The sequence below is a fragment of the Geomonas subterranea genome, assembly GCF_019063845.1.
In the GTDB taxonomy this organism is placed as follows: Bacteria; Desulfobacterota; Desulfuromonadia; order Geobacterales; family Geobacteraceae; genus Geomonas; species Geomonas subterranea.
The window spans coordinates 2,016,483-2,033,565 of sequence record NZ_CP077683.1; the positions used below are offsets into that span (position 1 = coordinate 2,016,483).

At 61.8% G+C, this 17,083-nt stretch carries 16 protein-coding genes; 7 read left to right on the forward strand and 9 right to left on the reverse strand.

Features of this window, described 5'->3' with window-relative positions; translation table 11 throughout:
• Positions 1-20: 20 nt before the first annotated feature.
• From KP001_RS21970 to KP001_RS08790, 5 genes are all read right to left on the reverse strand, one after another.
• Complete coding sequence (locus tag KP001_RS21970; RefSeq protein ID WP_239027944.1) at positions 21-491, reverse strand: hypothetical protein; 471 nt, start codon at positions 489-491, stop codon at positions 21-23.
• Complete coding sequence (locus KP001_RS08775; RefSeq protein ID WP_239027945.1) at positions 488-949, reverse strand: DUF2889 domain-containing protein; 462 nt, start codon at positions 947-949, stop codon at positions 488-490. Before KP001_RS08775 ends, KP001_RS21970 begins: the two co-directional genes overlap by 4 nt.
• Before the next feature lie 142 nt (positions 950-1,091).
• Positions 1,092-2,267 carry a thiolase family protein gene (locus KP001_RS08780; protein ID WP_217289140.1) on the reverse strand — a complete coding sequence of 392 codons (1,176 nt, stop codon included), beginning with the start codon at positions 2,265-2,267 and terminating at the stop codon, positions 1,092-1,094.
• Between the two features lie 165 nt (positions 2,268-2,432).
• On the reverse strand, positions 2,433-3,599 hold the full coding sequence (locus KP001_RS08785; protein WP_217289141.1) for a M24 family metallopeptidase: 1,167 nt from the start codon (positions 3,597-3,599) through the stop codon (positions 2,433-2,435).
• A gap of 25 nt (positions 3,600-3,624) precedes the next feature.
• Positions 3,625-5,214, reverse strand: a complete 1,590-nt coding sequence (locus KP001_RS08790; RefSeq protein WP_217289142.1) for a sensor histidine kinase — start codon at positions 5,212-5,214, stop codon at positions 3,625-3,627.
• A gap of 245 nt (positions 5,215-5,459) precedes the next feature.
• Between KP001_RS08790 and KP001_RS08795 the strand changes: the two genes are divergently transcribed.
• From KP001_RS08795 to KP001_RS08810, 4 genes are all read left to right on the forward strand, one after another.
• Positions 5,460-5,942 carry a PaaI family thioesterase gene (locus KP001_RS08795; protein ID WP_239027946.1) on the forward strand — a complete coding sequence of 161 codons (483 nt, stop codon included), beginning with the start codon at positions 5,460-5,462 and terminating at the stop codon, positions 5,940-5,942.
• Between the two features lie 286 nt (positions 5,943-6,228).
• A complete protein-coding gene (locus KP001_RS08800; protein ID WP_217289144.1) occupies positions 6,229-9,528 on the forward strand; it encodes a cache domain-containing protein in 3,300 nt (1,099 codons plus the stop codon).
• Positions 9,529-9,676: 148 nt separating this feature from the next.
• Positions 9,677-9,994, forward strand: coding sequence for a hypothetical protein (locus KP001_RS08805; protein WP_217289145.1), 318 nt, complete (start codon positions 9,677-9,679; stop codon positions 9,992-9,994).
• Between the two features lie 149 nt (positions 9,995-10,143).
• Positions 10,144-10,620 carry an SH3 domain-containing protein gene (locus tag KP001_RS08810; protein WP_217289146.1) on the forward strand — a complete coding sequence of 159 codons (477 nt, stop codon included), beginning with the start codon at positions 10,144-10,146 and terminating at the stop codon, positions 10,618-10,620.
• Between the two features lie 340 nt (positions 10,621-10,960).
• On the opposite strand, the gene KP001_RS08815 is transcribed toward KP001_RS08810, so the two are convergent.
• On the reverse strand, positions 10,961-11,404 hold the full coding sequence (locus KP001_RS08815) for a YbaN family protein (protein WP_217289147.1): 444 nt from the start codon (positions 11,402-11,404) through the stop codon (positions 10,961-10,963).
• A 75-nt stretch (positions 11,405-11,479) separates the two neighbouring features.
• A complete protein-coding gene (locus KP001_RS08820; RefSeq protein WP_217289148.1) occupies positions 11,480-11,728 on the reverse strand; it encodes a hypothetical protein in 249 nt (82 codons plus the stop codon).
• Between the two features lie 142 nt (positions 11,729-11,870).
• Between KP001_RS08820 and KP001_RS08825 the strand changes: the two genes are divergently transcribed.
• Together KP001_RS08825 and KP001_RS08830 are read left to right on the forward strand one after the other, a co-directional pair.
• On the forward strand, positions 11,871-12,224 hold the full coding sequence (locus KP001_RS08825; protein WP_239027947.1) for a DnaJ family domain-containing protein: 354 nt from the start codon (positions 11,871-11,873) through the stop codon (positions 12,222-12,224).
• A gap of 105 nt (positions 12,225-12,329) precedes the next feature.
• The gene (locus KP001_RS08830) at positions 12,330-12,740 is read left to right on the forward strand and encodes an SseB family protein (protein WP_217289150.1); all 411 of its coding nucleotides are present in this window, start codon (positions 12,330-12,332) and stop codon (positions 12,738-12,740) included.
• 145 nt (positions 12,741-12,885) lie between these two features.
• Here KP001_RS08830 and KP001_RS22440 read toward each other — a convergent pair whose 3' ends face one another.
• A complete protein-coding gene (locus tag KP001_RS22440) occupies positions 12,886-14,445 on the reverse strand; it encodes a tetratricopeptide repeat protein (protein ID WP_239027948.1) in 1,560 nt (519 codons plus the stop codon).
• A gap of 303 nt (positions 14,446-14,748) precedes the next feature.
• Between KP001_RS22440 and KP001_RS08845 the strand changes: the two genes are divergently transcribed.
• Positions 14,749-15,384 (forward strand): hypothetical protein, encoded by a 636-nt coding sequence (locus KP001_RS08845; RefSeq protein ID WP_239027949.1) that lies wholly within the window; start codon positions 14,749-14,751, stop codon positions 15,382-15,384.
• 175 nt (positions 15,385-15,559) lie between these two features.
• Here the strand turns inward: KP001_RS08845 and KP001_RS08850 are convergent, their stop codons facing one another.
• Positions 15,560-16,960, reverse strand: a complete 1,401-nt coding sequence (locus tag KP001_RS08850; protein ID WP_217289154.1) for a tetrathionate reductase family octaheme c-type cytochrome — start codon at positions 16,958-16,960, stop codon at positions 15,560-15,562.
• Positions 16,961-17,083 lie beyond the last annotated feature (123 nt).

Below are 17,083 nucleotides of genomic sequence, written 5' to 3' on the forward strand. Positions count from 1 at the left end.
TACAGGAGCGGAAACTCATTTCAAGGCGAAGGAAACGGCGCTGCCGGGGCCCCTTGTGAGGGGCGAGCCGGGTTGAGGCGGGATACCGGGAGGGGCGCATGGGACGGGCGAAGTAGCGCCCCCGGACGAGATGGCAGCCGATGGAGGCTTGAAACTCCTGCTGCTTCCCGTTCCCAGCCGGCAGGGCGCCCTTCAGGTGGTGAGGTAGTAGGTGATCTCGTTGTGCCCGACCAGGAGATCAAGTCCGGCCAGCGGGGGGGGGGCGCAGGGGTGGCTGCGGAGTCGAGCAGCAGCTGCCGGGCGTGCAGCTCGCACACGGGGGTGAAGTAGAGGTCGATCCCCCCCTCCCCGGCATCCCTGCGGAACAGGGCCATGGTGCGGGGACCACCGGCCGAGCGGAAAAGAGCGGTGAAGGCCTCCTCGATAGACTGCAGCCTTCCGGCGGTGATGTCGCCGGCGCCCAGCAGAAGATGGTGCCATTGCGTGCTCATGCCCCCTCCCTTTTCTTCGGCGGCGCGAGATAGCCGGCGCAGGTGCCGACCAGTTTCTCGTGGATCGCGTCGAGCATCTCGGTCTCGTCGGTTATCCCGGCGGCGGCACCCAGGTTCAAGGCCAGCGGCAACAGCCCCAAAAGGAGGTTGCGCAGGTTGCCGCACCCGGCGCCCCCCCCGAGTACCTCGGTGACCTTGCGCTGCAGGCCGCGGCCGATGACGAAGCCGTTGAGCCCCGACATCCTCCCGGAGACGTTGCCACAGTCGGGCGTGGGGGACCTGCGGAAATCGGCCCGGGCCGAGACGATCTTCATGGTGGCCACCTCGACCCGCACCTCCAAAAGCACGTCGTGGAAGCGATCCTTCATGGTGGCGGTGAGCAGCGCCGTGCCGTCGGGCTGCTTCAAGAGGCGGTACGAGATGTCCCGCTGGAAATCTTCCATGCTGTTCAGTTGCATCAACACTACCCTTTCTGCGTGTATGTCCGTTGCCGGACCGGAGCGGCCGGCCCGGTCGAGGGGGTGAGTTTGGCTGCTTGGGCGGGATATGTCAAGCGAAACCCTGGGTACGGGGGGGCGGGACGGGGGCGGGGCCTTTTCGCTACACCCGCTCGAAGATCGCGGCCACTGCCTCGCCGCCGCCGATGCAGAGCGACGTGAGACCGTAGCGTTTCCGGCCGCGTATCAACTCCCGCAGCACCGTGGCCACCAGCCGGCCGCCGCTGGCCCCGATGGGATGCCCGATGGCGCAGGCGCCGCCGTTGACGTTCACCTTGGTGGCGTCGAGCCCGAGTTCCCTGATGGCGATGAGAGGCACGGCGGCAAACGCCTCGTTGATCTCGAAGAGATCTATCTCGGCGAGATCCACCCCTCCCCTGGCGCAGACCGCCTTGATCGCCCCGACCGGGGCGTCGGTGTAGTGGTCGGGGTGCATGCTGCAGGTGGCATAGGCGACCAGGCGCGCCCTGGGGGCGAGCCCGAGCCGCTTCACGGCATCCTCACCGGCAAGGAGCGCGAAGGCGGCGCCGTCGTTGATGGTCGATGCGTTGCCGGCGGTGATGGTTCCCTCCCGGCCGAAGGCGGGCTTCAGGTCGGCCATCCTGGCGATGTCGGACCGGAAAGGCTCCTCGTCCTCGCTGACCTCCTCCTTGCCGTGCCGCCCCTTCTTAACGACCGGCACGATCTCGTCGGCGAAGATCCCCTGGCTCACCGCCTCCTGGGCGAGGCGATAGGAGCGCAGCGCGAATTCGTCCTGCGCCTCGCGCCCGAGCGCGTGCCGTTTCACGGCTTCCTCGGCGATCTCTCCCATGTGCCGCCCCGAGTACGGGTCCTGGAGGCCGTCGTACAGCATCTGGTCCAGGAGCTGCCCGTGCCCCATCCGGTATCCGTAACGCGCCTTCTTGAGGAAGAAGGGGGCCTGGGACATGCTCTCCATGCCGCCGGCCAGCGCTATTTCCGCGTCACCGAGCCTGATGGCCGCGGCGGCCAGCATGATCGCCTTCAGTCCGCTGCCGCAGACCTTGTTGATGGTCATGGCGTGGACGCGGTCCGGGATCCCCGCCCGCCGCATCGCCTGGCGCGCCGGGGCCTGGCCGCAACCGCCGGAAAGGACCTGGCCAGCGATGACCTCGTCCACCGCCTCCGCCGCGACGCCCCCGCGCTCCAAAAGTGCCTGCAGCACCGGAGCCGCCAGGGCCTGAGCCTCCAGGTCGCACAGGGCTCCCCCCAAGGAGCCGAACGGAGTCCTCAACGCCTCGATCACGAACACCTCTTTCATTTCCTGTCACCTCCCTCTCAATGCGCACAGCGGCCTGTTACAAGAGAGTAAATGTACCCGTTTTTCGGCACATCTCCAGCGCCCACTGGCAAAACAGCGCCGCGGGCAAAAGAAAAGGGGCAGCCCGATTGGAGCTGCCCCTCGAGGCAAAGTTCATGTCCGCCTTCACAGGTAGACTATGTCATCGGGCAGGTCGCTCAACCTGACACCACCCCCGGCGCTTACCGCGAAGGTGTTTTCGATGCCGATGACACCCATTCCGGGAAAGACGAACTTGGGTTCTATGGCCAACGTCTGCCCCGCCCGCAGCGCCACTTTGAACCCCTGTGCCAGAACGGGGAACTCGTCGAGCTCGAGTCCGACGCCGTGGCCGACGAAGCGGGCGTTCTCCCCCGGCGCACCCATGAAGTGATCGGCGAGACCAGCCGCCTGCGCCATCCTCGCGGCCTCAAGGAACAGCTCCTCGCAGATCGCCCCCGGTTTCAACTGCTCCGCCAGGTACGACTGGATGGCCAGCGCCGTCTCGAAGGCGCGCTCCAGCTCCGGATCGAGCTGTCCGATGACGAAGAACCTGGTCATGTCGATGATGTAGCCGTTGAAGACGCCGGTGTAGTCGATGAGGATAGGGGTGTTGACGGGGATGAGAGCCGCGGAGGCGCCGTGGGGCGAGGCGCTGGACATCCCCTGGCCGGTGACCGCACCGTCGAAGAACCCGGTGGAACCGGCGCTGGCCGAGGAGACGGCGAGCCCCTGGAACAGCTCCTGGTTGAAGGCGCGCATCCGCACGTACCCCTCTCCTCCGGCCTTCCTCAACCGGTACTCGAATTCGGCGGCGAGGTCCACCTCCCGCATTCCGGGCTTGAGGAACGCGGGCACCTCCCGGAAGACGCCGGCCAGTTCCCTGCCGCAGTGGCGGATCTGATCCAGTTCCCACGGGGACTTGACCGACCTGATCTCGCGGTTGATGGCGGAGACGTCGACGAAGTCACGGCCGGGAAGAAGCTTCACGTAGTAGTTGTACTGCTGCACCGGGGCGACGTCGAAGGTGAACCCCACGGTGCGCACTCCCTCGAAGTGAGCCGGAAACTCCTTGCTGGAGGGGAAAGGGCGGGTGTCCTCGATGCAACTCTCCCCTACCCCCCTGGCGAAACTCTTGCGCACCCACAGGCGCGGCTCCCCGGTGGCGGGAATCCAGAGCGTCGAGTTCTGGCGGGTACCTGAAAAATAGTAGACGTCGATCGGGTAGATGAAGAGGGCGCCGTCGATACCGTTTTCGCGCAGCGACTCTTGCAGCCTCGAGATCCTCTGTTGCGATTCCTGCCTGTTCAGCATCCGTCCTCCCGTAGTTCGCCCGCCTCTAGCCGAGCGTGAAGTAAAAAGTGGCGCCGTTTCCCGGGGCGGCCTCGGCCCAGATGTGACCGCCATGGCGCTGGATGATGCGCTGCACGCTGGCGAGGCCGATGCCGGTACCCTTGAAGTCGTCGGCATCGTGCAGGCGCTGGAACGGCTTGAACAGGCTCGACGCCTGTTCCATGTCGAACCCCGCGCCGTTGTCCCGCACGAAGAAGGCCTCCCTACCCTGGTGCTCGACTGTCCCGAACTCCAGCCGGGACTCATCCTTTTTGGCCGAATACTTCCAGGCGTTCCCCAGCAGGTTGTCCAGCACCACCCGCAACAACTGTGGGTCGGCGTGGGCGCTTACCCCCGGCTGGACCACGCACTCCGCGCGGCGCTGCGGGTCGGAAAGCCTCAGCTCGGCAAGGATCTCCAGAGCCAGCCCGCTCAGGTCCACCTGCTCGCGGTTCAGGGCGGCACTGTAGCGGCGCGAGAAGTTGAGCAGGGTATCGATGAGGTGGTTCATCTTGATGCTGCCGTTGATGATCTCCTGCACGTAATCCCGGCACTGCGGCTCGAGGCGCTCCCCGTACAGCTCGTTGATGACCTGGGCGAAGCCGTAGATCGCGGTGAGGGGGCGCCGCAAGTCGTGGGAAACGGTGTAGTTGAAGGCCTCGAGTTCCTCGTTGGCGGTCTCGAGCTCGAGGGCGCGTGCGGAGAGATGGGTATGGAGCACCTCGATCTCCTCCGCTGCCTGCTTGCGGCGGGTGACGTCGGAGATCATGGCGAACGACCCGGCGAAGGTGCCGTCCTGGTCGTGGATGGGTTTGGCGGACACGCTGACCCATACCCTGTTGCCGTCCTTGCGCACCATGATGGTTTCGTAGTGCTCGGAGACGCCGTTCTTGCGGCTGCGCTGCCGGGCGGCGGTCTCCTCGTGCAGCGCCTCGTCCACGAATTCCAGGAAGGGATGCCCCAGCACCTCGTGCACCTCGCGCCCCAGCATCTCCGCGAACTGCCGGTTGAGGTAGACAAGGCGCCCGGCGGGGTCCGCGGCGACGATGGATTCCTGCGAGGTTTCCACGATCATGCGGTAGCGCGACTCGCTCTCCTTGAGCGCCTTCTCGGCCGCCTTCCACTCGGAGACGTCGATCATGACGGCCATGGACCGGACGATGTCCCCCGCGGCGTCCCGCTCGGCAGCTGCGCTCAAAAGGACGTCGATGACATCGCCGTTTTTCTTGACCAGCTGGTACTCGACGTTGCGGCAGTAGCCGGTCCGGAAAAACTCGGGCAATACCGTCTCGACGGCGTAGCGACGCGAACGGGGGGTAAGGAAGTCACTGGAACGGCGGCCGAGCACTTCCTCGCGGGTGTACCCCAGCACCTCGGTCCAGTAGTTGCTGACCCCGAGCAAAAGGCCGTCACGGTCGATTGAATGCAGCATCACCGGCGTGTCGTTGTAGAGGCAGCGGAAACAGCGATGCGCCTGGTCCTGCCCCTCCAGGGCCTCTTGATGTTCCTTCACGATCCGGCGCAGGGCGTCGTTTTCCGCCTGCAGCCTGGCCACTTCGGCCTGGAGATCGCCTCCGGTTGTCACGTCATCTTTCATAACAACTCCGGCACTTGAAGTAACGTTGGGGTGTGGTTTTGTTTACGCTTTGTGGAGCTAACTGTCAACTGAATTCAGTTTGCAAAATGAAGGTGCGGAAATGAGTCAACCGTGTGATAAAACGGCGCTGTTGGCGGACGGTACTTTTTTGTATACGCAATAGAAGATGCACTTTATTTTCGGGAAAAAGTCTGCTAGGGTAACCCCTGCCTTACGTGCACGTAAACCAGATGAGGAGAATCAGAGTGCCTAATTCAAACGTACTGAAAGCTTGTGAACCGACCGAGATCGACCTGAGCGGCGCCGCCGACTGGGTCCCGTTCGACGCGCCGGCCCTGGTGGGAGACTCGCTGCGCTTCGTCTCCGGCGACTCCCGGGGGGACCGTTTCCGGGCCCGCTACTACCGTGACGCCGACAAGCACCTGCACGCCCGTTTCTGGCTCGGCCCCGAGGCTGAGGGTCCTCCGGGACACGCCCACGGCGGCGCCGTGGCGGCCATCATGGACGAGGCCCTTGGGCTTGCCGCCTGGGCGGCCGGCTATCCCATCGTTGTCGGCAACCTCAACGTGAGTTTCCGGAACATGCTGCCGCTCAAGAAGGTGGTGACCGTGGAGAGCAGGGTCGTTTCCGTCGAAGGAAGGAAGATCATGGTCCATGGACGCATCTTCCGCGGCGATACCACCTTTGCCGAAGCGCAGTGCCTCTGCATCACCATCCCCGGCAAGTAATCCGGTTCCCGGCGGCGGTGCAGGTGCCGCCGCCGGGGATCTCGGTTGCGTTTCTCTCTACAAAAGCTCTCTCCCCCTTTTGCCCCGCCTGACGTTCGCCTCCGGTCATCACCTTTAGCCCCCCCGGCAAATCACGCTCTTTTTCGCAAACTCCACGCCCCTTTTTCCCATGCAAATTCCCACACTAATTACCGATAAATCACCTCAGTTATCATTTAGGTGCCTGTTCAACTTTGTCAGCAGCAACACCTGACATGTTCAGCTACGGGCCGTAAGGGAGAAAGGCATGAAAATCAAAAGGTTCAAAGACTGGAGTATTGCGGGAAAAGTACTGAGCATCTCTCTTGCCACTGTCGCGATCATAGCGGCGGTGAACTTCCTCTACCTGCTGCCCACGCTGCAAGAGAGGATCCTCGCCGAAAGAGAGGACACCCTGAAGGCGGTGGTCGACCTGCCGGTCGAACTGATCGCCGAATACGACCAGAGGGTGCAAAAAGGTGAATTCACCCTGGATGAAGGGCAAAAGCGCGCGAAGGAGCGGATCAAGGCGATGCGCTACGCCGACAACGAGTACTTCTGGATCAACGACCTGAACGCGGTGATGCTCATGCACCCGCTCAAGCCTGAGTTGAACGGCAAGGACCAAAGCGGCATGAAGGACAAAAACGGCAAAGCGCTCTTCGCTGAGATGGCCAACGTGGCCAGGACCAAGGGAGCCGGCATCGTCGAGTACTTCTGGCCCAAACCGGGCTCGACCGTTGCGGTGCAGAAGCTCTCCTACGTAAAGATGTACAAGCCGTGGGGGTGGGTGGTCGGCACCGGGCTTTACATGGACGACCTGCACCAGGTGATGACGGAGATGCGCTGGAAGATAGCGGCCCTCACCCTGGCGATCGCTGTGGCGGTGCTGCTGCTGGGATACCTGGTAGCCTCCCGCATCAGCCAAAACATCAACAGGTTGATCGTTGTTGCGGACGAGCTGGCGCTCGGAAACGTGGATGTGGTCATCGAGAGCGACTCCCGCGACGAGACCGGCAACCTGGCCCAGGCCTTTGGGAAGATGGTGGACAACATCGCCGAGGCAGCAAGGGCGGCGCAAAAGGTGGCGGCAGGAGACCTGTCGGTCCAGTTGCAGGCGAAGTCCGATAAGGACGTCCTCGCCACCAACCTCAACGTCACCATCGCCGCGATCCAAACCATGGCCGCCGATGCCAACATGCTGGCCAAGGCCGCGATGGACGGGAGACTCACCGAGCGGGCCGACGTCACCAGGCACCAGGGGGAGTACCGGAGGATCATCGAGGGGGTCAACGCCACCATCGCGCGGCTGGTCGGGCTTTTGGACGCCATGCCGGCGCCTGCCATGATCGTCGACCGGGACTTCAGCGTCACGTACATGAACGAGCTCGGCGCCAAGGTGGGGGGGAAGACGCAGGCCCAGGTCATCGGCACCAAGTGCTACGACCACTTCAAGACCAGCGACTGCGGCAGCACCAACTGCGCCTGCGGCAGGGCCATGCAGACCGGCGCCATCGCCAGCTCCGAGACCGATGCACACCCGTCAGCGGGGCTCGACCTCGACATCGCCTACACCGGCCTGCCGCTGCGCGATGACACCGGCCGGGTAATCGGGGCGTTCGAGGTGGTCACCGACCAGACCGCCATCAAGCAGGCGGCGCGGCTGGCGAAGAAGATCAGCGACTACCAGGAACTGGAAACCAGGAAGCTCGTGCACGGCCTGGACAAGCTGGCCAAGGGTGATGTCGATTTCTCCATCACCACCGCGGAGGCCGACGCCGACACCGGCGAGGCGAAGCAGATCTTCGACGATCTCGCTTCGGCCGTCAACGGCTGTGTCGATGTCATCAAGACCCTGAACGCGGATACCGCCCACCTGTCGCAGGCGGCGCTGGAAGGGAGGCTCACCACCCGCGCCGAGGCGCACAAGCACCAGGGGGCGTATCGCGATATCGTGCAGGGGGTGAACGACACGCTCTCCACCATGGTCGGTTTCATGGACAACATGCCCGCCCCCGCCATGATCATCGACAACGATTTCAACGTCCTGTACATGAACCAGTTGGGCGCCAAGGTCGGCGGCAAGAGCCAGGCGCAGGTCATCGGGAGCAAATGTTACGACCACTTCAAGACCAGCGACTGTAAAACGGCCAACTGCGCCTGTGCCCAGGCGATCACCTCCGGGCTGGAGGCGACCCGCGAAACAGACGCCCACCCCTCAGTCGGGCTCGACCTGGACATCAGCTACACCGGGGTTCCCATCAAGGACAAGGAAGGCAAGGTGATCGGCGCCTTCGAGGTGGTGACCGACCTCACCTCGGTGAAGACGGCCGCGCGCCAGGCGAAGAAGATCGCGGACTACCAGGACCGGGAGACCAAAAAGCTCGTCGATGGGCTGGGACGGCTTGCGCTGGGCGACGTGAACATCACGCTCAGCACGGAGCCAGCCGACAGCGACATGTCGGAGGTGAAGCACACCTTCGACACGCTGGCGCAGGCCGTCAACAGCTCGGCCCAGGCCAACCGCACCATTTCCCAGGTCGCCCAGCAGATCGCGGCCGGTGACCTCACCTTGAAACTCGTCGAGCGCTCTCCCGAAGACGAACTCATGATCGCGCTGAAAGCCATGCTGGCCAAACTGAACGAGGTGGTCACCGACGTCAAGGGGGCCGCCGACAACGTGGCATCCGGGAGCCAGGAACTCTCCTCGAGCTCCGAACAGATGTCCCAAGGCGCCAGCGAACAGGCAGCCGCCGCGGAGGAGGTATCGTCCTCCATGGAGGAGATGACCTCGAACATCAGGCAAAACGCCGACAACGCCCTGCAGACGGAGAAAATAGCCTCCAAGTCGGCCAAAGACGCCAAGGAGGGGGGCGAGGCCGTATCGCACACGGTCTCGGCCATGAAGGAGATCGCCGGAAAGATCTCCATCATCGAGGAGATCGCCCGCCAGACCAACCTCCTCGCCCTCAACGCCGCCATCGAGGCGGCGCGCGCCGGGGAGCACGGCAAGGGCTTCGCCGTGGTGGCGAGCGAGGTGAGAAAGCTCGCCGAACGGAGCCAGAAGGCTGCGGCCGAGATCTCACAACTCTCCTCCAGCAGCGTCGAAATCGCGGAACGTGCCGGAAACATGCTGAATCAGATGGTCCCGGACATCCAAAGGACGGCGGAACTGGTCATGGAGATCTCCGCGGCGTGCCGCGAACAGGATACCGGCGCGGAACAGATCAACAAGGCGATCCAGCAGCTCGACCAGGTCATCCAGCAAAACGCCTCGGCGGCCGAGGAGATGTCGTCCACGGCGGAAGAACTCTCCAGCCAGGCGGAGCAGCTGCAGGGCACCATCACCTTCTTCAAGGTGGAAGGCGCCGAGCACGGGGCCAAGGCGCTTCCTCCCCTGCACGGGCTCAAGCAGGAGCCGCAGCGGCAGAAGTCCAAGCCGGTGACGCGTAAAAAGACCCTGACGCAGTCGGTGGCGATGGCACCACTTCAGACCAAGCGCAAGGCTGCGGCCAGCGGACTGGCATTGGAGATGGAGCAGGACGACTCCGACTTCGAGAGGTTCTAGCCGGAAATGGATAGAGCAAAGGCAGCACCGGCGCCGGTGCTGCCTTATTTTTTGTTTTTTACTTCAGTAAAGACAGACTACGCCGATAACAGAACCTGTTGCTCGAACCACTGAAAGGAAGCCCGCAGTCACGGGCCAGTCGGTATCCATGGAAAAGACACCCTTCGTTGTGCTGCTGTTTCTCGCCATAACAGCTCTTTTCGCTTTGAACCCCGGCATCCGTAAGGCAAGTCACCAAGGCCGTTGCGAAATCTCCAGCTCCCAGTACTCACAACTGCATGCAGCGATGCAGCGCTACCCCGAGATCGCGGACCTGGCACTCAGCGAACTGACAGGAGAACGGGTCAACCTGTCTCAGTACAACAAGATCATGCAGACAGTCGACCTGATCAAGCTCAGGGAGGCCCGGCGCATGACCGCATACAACGCCAGAACCGTGTCGATGAGAGCAATGGCCAAAAATTAATAGAGATTTTTTATTGATTATTTTTAACTATGTCGGTATTATTTCCACGCTGGATCTACCGCCGAACTCGAGGGGCTGCCTTCGGTTAGCCTCCCATCACCGCCTCAGCTTCGGCCATATGGTCGCATTACTCATAACAAGGAGACACCATGAGCAAAATGATCCGCAACATCATCCTCGCAACAGCGGCTGTAGCAGCATTCGCGGTTCCCGCATTAGCCGAGAGCACCAACTGCACGGTGACCGCCCCGGAGATCCGTCTTCGCAAAACCGCCAGCAAGAAGGCGAAGGTGATTGCAGTCCTAAAGAAGGACGCCAAGGTGACGGCGCAAAGCTGCTCCGGCGGGTGGGTCAAGGTCGCCTCGGCCGACGGGAAGCTCAACGGCTACGTCGGCGGGTGGGCGCTCTCCTCTGCCGCACCGGTCATGGTTGCCTCGACCGAACCGGTGCCCATCCCGTCGAGCGCCGCACCGGTGGCTGAGGCGGCCAAAGAGGTGCCGAGCAACGAAAAGCTCGCCATGCAGATCACCGACCTGCGCCTCAAGGTGCTCAACGTCGAACGCGACGTCGCCATGATGCGCAAGGACATCAAGAAGATTAAGGTGGCTATGAAACACAAGAAATAACACGAATATGGGGACCGGAAACGGTCCCCATTCTTCCCTCTCCGCTCCGTTTTATTCCCTTCCCTTCCCTTCCCTTCCCTTCCCTTCCCTTCCCTTCCCTTCCCTTCCCTTCCCTTCCCTTCCCTTCCCTTGCCTTGCCTTGCCTTGCCTTGCCTTGCCTTGCCTTGCCTTCGCTTCTCTTTTCCCCGCGCCCCACAGCCACACCCGCACAGCACAGGAGTACATGATGAGACGATTCACGTCGGCAAAATTGTCCACCAGATTCTTCGGGAGCCACAACGCGGCGCAGCTCCAGGCCGGGGTCCGGCGGTTCAGGATCGACTGAAAGGAACCTGCACGGTCACTGCTCACCCCCCGCTGAATCGGAGTCCCCGGCGCGGCGGGGAGAGGTCGGAAGCACCAGGAGATAGAGGGTGACGCAGGCGGCGATGGAGAGGAGCAGGATCCGCAACCAGACCGCATGCACGATGCCAAAGGCAGTCACGGGGAAGGAGATCCAGATGGCGCCAAGCGCCAGACACTTCGCGCGAAGCGGTATGGAGCCGTGGGCGAGGTACTCCTTCAGCATCGGGCCGAGGTGCCTGTGCTCGACCAGCCAGCTGTGGAAGCGCTGAGAGCTGCGAGAGAAGCAGATCACGGCGACGAGGAGGAAGGGAACCGTCGGGACCAGGGGAAGGAACAGCCCCACGATCCCCGCGGCAAGGGATAACACTCCCGCGGCGAGTATCAGGGAGCGCAGCCATTCACTTTTGACCAGCCTGACCTTCAGGTGCCGATGCTTCATCGTATCCTCTGAGATGGTGTGCCAGGACGGTGAACAGCGGGGCAGGCCCGCCGGTCAGTATGGGATCATCCTCTCTTAATTGTAAGCGAGGCGATGCGGTTTTAATATGAGAAATATGCCCTCCTGCTGCCGCGCGAGCCGCACCGCCTCCCTCGCCGTGTCAGCAAGGCCGCTGCTTTTGCCGACGCGCCACAGCATGAAGGTACGGCCGGCGCGGGACAGGGCGTCGCTGATGACCTGCTCCCGGCTGTCGGCGTCCCGGTCGCCAGAACCGGGGTTCATCACGATGAAGATGGGAGCTTTATCCGGAGCTTGGTGGAACACGAGACGAGTCCTTGTTGAGTAATGGCACACAAGGAGAGGAGTTTAGCACACCACGGAGAGACTTGCGCGGTCATGGGGATAGAGAGGGAAGTTGACTATCAGTGGCAGGTTCTGCCAAAATCGCCGGATGGAAATTTTCGCGATGATAGCTGAAAGAAGGATTCAGGAAGCGATGGAGCGCGGCGAGTTCGACAACCTCCCGGGGCGCGGCAAACCGCTGGTGCAGGAGGATCTCTCGGCGGTCCCGGAAGAGTTGCGCATGGCCTACAAAGTGCTCAAAAACGCGGGGTGCGTGCCACCGGAGGTGGAGCTGACCAACGAGGTCGCCTCGCTGCGGCGGCTGGTCCTTGACATGGAAGAGAGCGAAGAGCGGATGAAGAAGGTGCGCGAACTGAACTTCAAGCTGATGAAGCTGGAAATGACCCGCAAGCGTCCCCTCTCCCTGGACCTGCTCCCCGAGTACCAGGGCAAACTGCTCGACAAGCTGCAGGGGTGACACATCGCTTTATCTTTATCCTTGAAATGATCCACCCCGTTCGGTATGGTGCCGATTAAGGCAACCACGTTCCCTGCCCTAAAACAGATCCCAAAGGAAATCCAGATGGAAAAACTTGATGAGGCGCTGGTAAACCTGCGCCAGAACATGAGGGACGGCAAGAAGCAGTCCGAGTTCTACGATCTCTTTCTCAACTCCTCCTTTTTCGTGCCTGTCCTGGAAGAGAGCGAGCAGCAGGAGAAGGCCGGCGGCGTCATGCCGCTGATAACTGAGGCTGACGGCAAGGACTACCTGATGCTCTTCAGCACGCTGGAGCGCCTTCAGGCGTGGGCTCCCGCAGCCCGTTCCATCCAGGTGCCCGGATACCTGCTCGCGCTGAACACGGTGGAGCCGCTAAACTGGGCGCTTAACTTCGGCACCGAATACTTCAAACAGTTCCACCCTGCTGAAATCGCCTGGCTCAGGGAATCCGTCGAGAGCTGTAACGCCGAGGCGGCGGGGCGCCAGCAAGCCTGATGACCTTCCCGGGCGGGGTCTCCGCCCGAAACAAAAGCTGGAACTCGCGTGAAGGGCAGCCAGGCCGGCAGCCTTCCAGATCAAAATAAATAAAGGGGCAGCCGTTACGGCTGCCCCTTTCCCGTTCTGAATTGTGACGTATGAGCTATTTGTGGCGTTGCACCACCGTCGGTTTCACGCCGGCCTTCTCCAACTCGGCCCCCTTCCTGGCAGCGGCCTCCTCGCTCTTAAAAGAGCCTGCCGTCAGGTTGAAGGTGGGGACCTGAACCGACATCGGCCTGAGTTCGGTGGTGATGCCGAAGCCGGCCAACCGAAGCTGTTCGTCTACCGCACCGACTTTGTCGAAGTACGATCCCGCATATACGTTGAACTTCCCGGTCTTGTCCTGAAGCATGAAATGCTCGGCCTTCGCCTGGCGCAGCTTCTGCAGCATCTTCTCTGCCGCTTTCTGCTCCGTGTACTCCCCGACATGAATCCGGCTCATCTGTTCCTTCCTCTTGGGCCCCGGCTCTACTACCGGCTTCATACCGGCATTTTTGATTTTTTTCTTGATCCCCGCCATCTCAGACTTCAGTACGAAGGTACCGAAGTCGAGGGTGTAGCCATCTGTGGCGGAAGCCGCAGGTGCCGATGACGTCGTTTGCAGTTCGGACGAGGCCGAACCGGCTGGCAAAGCAGAAGCCGTGGCTTTCTCCGCTGCAGCTTTCTCCGCTGCAGCCTGCTCAGCAGCAGCCTGCTCAGCAGAGGCCTTCTCAGCAGCAGCCTTCTCGGCAGAGGCCTTCTCGGCAGAGGCCTTCTCGGCAGCAGCCTTCTCGGCAGCAGCCTTCTCGGCGACAGCTTTCTCAACTGCGGCTTTCTCAACTGCGGCTTTCTCAACTGCGGCCTTCTCAACTGCGGCCTTTATAGCTGCCGTTCTCTCAGCCACTGCCTCTTCGATGGTGGCCGGCCTCGCAATCGGCAACTTAGTCGCGCCCTGATCGCTCCCCGCCTTGCCCGCCGTTTCAGCGGCCGCCTCTTCAGCAGCTACTCTTTGTGCCGCTACCCTGTCTGCAGCCAATTTCTCAGCTATTGCCTTATTATCAGCTAGCGCCTTCTCAGCGGCAGCCTTCTCAGCGGCAGCCTTCTCAGCGGCAGCTTTCTCAGCGGCAGCTTTCTCAGCGGCAGCTTTCTCGGCGGCAGCTTTCTCGGCGGCAGCTTTCTCGGCGGCAGCTTTCTCGGCGGCAGCTTTCTCAGCGGCAGCTTTCTCAGCGGCAGCTTTCTCAGCGGCAGCTTTATCGGCAGCAGCAATTGCTGGAACAGCAGTCACTGGAACAGCAGTCACTGGAACAGCAGTCACAGGAGCAGCAGGCACAGGTTCCACAAGCTGTGGCGGCTGCTGGCTCGGCTCCTGAACCATCTTGAGCAGAGCCGGATCCAGCTTTTCCGCTGCCTTAGGGAAATCTTTCAGCAGCGTTTTCAGCGTGCGCACGGCCTTGTCCTCCCTCGAGGTCGAGGCATAGCACTTCGCCAACATCGCCAGCACTTCCTCCCGTTGCGGAGTGGCTGGAAACTTCTTCAGAATTCTTTCCAGCCAAGTGGAAGCGAAGTAGTAACTGTTCTCTTTGTAGTGGCTGCTCGCCTGCGCGAACATGGACGCCTCATCGGAGTCCGCGAACGAGACGGAGGGAACAATCAGACAGGCCAGTACGACTGCCACTAACAGCATGCGCATGGTACTCATTCAAAACCTCACACGTTTCACTAGTGTCTGGAGTCTCGGTGCACTGGAGACAGAAGATGAGAGTATTTCCAAAATTGTGGCAAGATTAGTGTACATGAAGGTCAATGTCAAAGAATAATTTAAGGATTTTCAGACGGTATGAGCCAACGGAAATGACTCTGTGACTGTCGCCCTCCCTCCCACCACCATGCCGCGAAAATTGATAACGTGACAGTTGCCATTCGTCGAGTAGAATCTTGCGATATGAACAGTCCCGATTCATGGCATGAAGAGATATTTCTGTCAGAGATGACAGCCAAGGTAGCGGACGCTTTAGCGGAAGGCATCGACGCCTCCGCGCTGGCGCAAACGGTAGCGGCCTGCGCGGCTACCGCAGCCGATTTTTGCGCCGGACGCCCCTTCGCCTGCGCCCCCGGCTGCCCGCACTGTTGCGTCCTTAACGTTGCGGTTTTACTGCCGGAGGCAATGACCATCGCGCTATGGTTGCGGGAAAGGCTTTCCGGCGCGGAACTGACCGGTCTGCAAAAGCGCCTCGCCGCCCATCGATCCTGGGCGCGCTGGATGGATGATGACGAACGAATCTTGAAGCAGATGTCCTGCCCGCTGCTCGATTCATTCGGAGGCTGTAGCGTACACCCCGTGCGCCCCCTCGCCTGCCACGCGATAACGTCGCTGGACAGCCAGTGTTGCCGCGAGGCCCTCATGCCGGCGGTGACAGATGAGGAACGCCTGGTGCCGGCTGACCTGCTGCGCAAGGCGGTTTTCGACGCCGCTTTCACCGCCCTCGCGTCCGGGCTCCGCCTTACCGGGCTGGATGACCGCAGCATAGAGCTCGGGACCGGGGTGCTCGCGTTCCTGGAGCACCCCGAGTTACAGGAATCGTTTCTGGCCGGCGGCAGATTCCCGCGAGATCTTTGGCTGTAATGCGCACCCGCCTGCCGACGGGATGGGCAAAAACGAAAAAGGGACCAGCCGGTAAGGCTGATCCCTTTTCATATAATGGTTACTGACGATCTTCCGCCACATCCGCCCTTACCTCTCTCCCGGGAGAGGGGACTACAACCATCGGTCGTATCGTTGCGCGCCGCCTGCTGCCAGTCTAGCCGCGAGGATCCTTCTCGTACCCGAGCCCTTTCCAGTCAATGCGCCCGTTCTCGCCGTGGCAGTTCTGGCACCTGAGCGCCTTGTCCTTGGGCACGACCATGTGGTTCAACGACCACACCGTGGTGGTCTCGATCCAGCCGTATTTGCCGCTGTAGGGAAGACCGGCCGCCTTCATGCCCGCTGTGATCGACTTGTTCCAGTCGAAGCTCACCGAGTAGGCGCTGTCGTTGTCGGCGGGACCAATGATGTTGGGAACGGCAACTATTTTGTTTTCCAGATCGTAAGGCTGTTTCGCCTTCATCACCTTGAAGGGGAAGATCCTCGACTGCGGATCGCCGCGCTCACCCCTGGGTGCTGAGAGCCGCACCACATTCGCCGGATCTATCTTGTCCCCCATGAAGACACGTTCCACGGTGCCGTTGTACCACATCAATGTCGGGACCAGGTCCTTGCCGAGCACAAGATCCCCCCTCGCCTTGTCGTAGACCTTGAGAGCCCCCTTGCCTTCACCGGACTTCTGGTCCCGTCCCGCCGTCGACCAGTCCCAGGAGAGCACGGTGGGGCTTCCCTTGGCGTAGGTCGGGATGTGGCAGGTCTGGCAGGCGACCCTTTTCATGTGCTTGTTCAGGATGGCGATCTTGTGCAGGTCCCCCTTATGGCAATCGGTGCACCCCATGGCGCGCGGGCCGGAGCCGGGCGACACGGAGATGGCCTCGCCCTTCACGTCGTGGTTCGCGGCCTTATGGCAGGACTCGCAGGTGAGCCCTTTCGCCCCCATGTGCACGTCGAATTCAGCGGTGGGGTTGTCCAGGTTGGCATCGAGATCGCCATGCTTGTAGTTTTCGCCGCCACCACTATAGAAGTGACAGTTGCCGCAGGCGGCCCGTGAGGGGCGCGAGATGGACTGCGCGGAGCTGACCAGGTTCACCGGCTCCCATACCGTGCCGGCGGGATATTCCTTGTGCTCGCCCGGGTAAACGGGATGGCCGGCGCCGAGGGGGAATTTCTTGTAGCCGCCACTGGTATCATGGCAGATGAGGCAGTCGATGTTCTCGGTCTTGGTGAAGTCGAAGGAACCATCATGCCACCCGTAGCCGGCGTGACAGCTGGTGCAGCCGGGAAGGTTGGAGGGGACGGCGAGGCAGAAGGAATTTCCCAGCGCGTTCTTCTTGCCGTAATCCACGATCTGACCGTTCAGGTTCTGCTTCTTCCCCCAGTTCCAGTGCACGGTCTGGGTGATCTGGTTGGTCAGCTTCTCATGGCACCCGGTACACGCCTTGGTCACCTCCGGCCCGTCCTGAAAGGGTCCGGTGAAAAACCGGTGCGTTCCCTTCAAGGCGGCATCCGAGGTGGAAGCACAAGCCAAGGCGAGAAATATCAGCAGGTATTTCCTCATGTGTGAGACCTCGCGATCTGGATGTTTGGGCAGATGTTCGACACGAGAGCGGGGACGGCGGGATCAGCCACGGCACACCACCCTTTTTTACCGGCAAACACATTATATTTGATGGTTGGTCTA

Excerpts from the sequence above, each read along its gene's own strand:
- KP001_RS08800 (WP_217289144.1), top strand. The coding sequence starts at position 6,229 with ATGAAAATCAAAAGGTTCAAAGACTGGAGTATTGCGGGAAAAGTACTG.
- KP001_RS08825 (WP_239027947.1), top strand. The coding sequence starts at position 11,871 with ATGATAGCTGAAAGAAGGATTCAGGAAGCGATGGAGCGCGGCGAGTTC.
- KP001_RS08790 (WP_217289142.1), bottom strand. The coding sequence starts at position 5,214 with ATGAAAGATGACGTGACAACCGGAGGCGATCTCCAGGCCGAAGTGGCC.
- KP001_RS08845 (WP_239027949.1), top strand. The coding sequence starts at position 14,749 with ATGACAGCCAAGGTAGCGGACGCTTTAGCGGAAGGCATCGACGCCTCC.
- KP001_RS08810 (WP_217289146.1), top strand. The coding sequence starts at position 10,144 with ATGAGCAAAATGATCCGCAACATCATCCTCGCAACAGCGGCTGTAGCA.
- KP001_RS08780 (WP_217289140.1), bottom strand. The coding sequence starts at position 2,267 with ATGAAAGAGGTGTTCGTGATCGAGGCGTTGAGGACTCCGTTCGGCTCC.
- KP001_RS08830 (WP_217289150.1), top strand. The coding sequence starts at position 12,330 with ATGGAAAAACTTGATGAGGCGCTGGTAAACCTGCGCCAGAACATGAGG.
- KP001_RS08815 (WP_217289147.1), bottom strand. The coding sequence starts at position 11,404 with ATGAAGCATCGGCACCTGAAGGTCAGGCTGGTCAAAAGTGAATGGCTG.
- KP001_RS08775 (WP_239027945.1), bottom strand. The coding sequence starts at position 949 with ATGCAACTGAACAGCATGGAAGATTTCCAGCGGGACATCTCGTACCGC.
- KP001_RS08850 (WP_217289154.1), bottom strand. The coding sequence starts at position 16,960 with ATGAGGAAATACCTGCTGATATTTCTCGCCTTGGCTTGTGCTTCCACC.
- KP001_RS21970 (WP_239027944.1), bottom strand. The coding sequence starts at position 491 with ATGAGCACGCAATGGCACCATCTTCTGCTGGGCGCCGGCGACATCACC.
- KP001_RS08805 (WP_217289145.1), top strand. The coding sequence starts at position 9,677 with ATGGAAAAGACACCCTTCGTTGTGCTGCTGTTTCTCGCCATAACAGCT.
- KP001_RS08785 (WP_217289141.1), bottom strand. The coding sequence starts at position 3,599 with ATGCTGAACAGGCAGGAATCGCAACAGAGGATCTCGAGGCTGCAAGAG.
- KP001_RS22440 (WP_239027948.1), bottom strand. The coding sequence starts at position 14,445 with ATGCTGTTAGTGGCAGTCGTACTGGCCTGTCTGATTGTTCCCTCCGTC.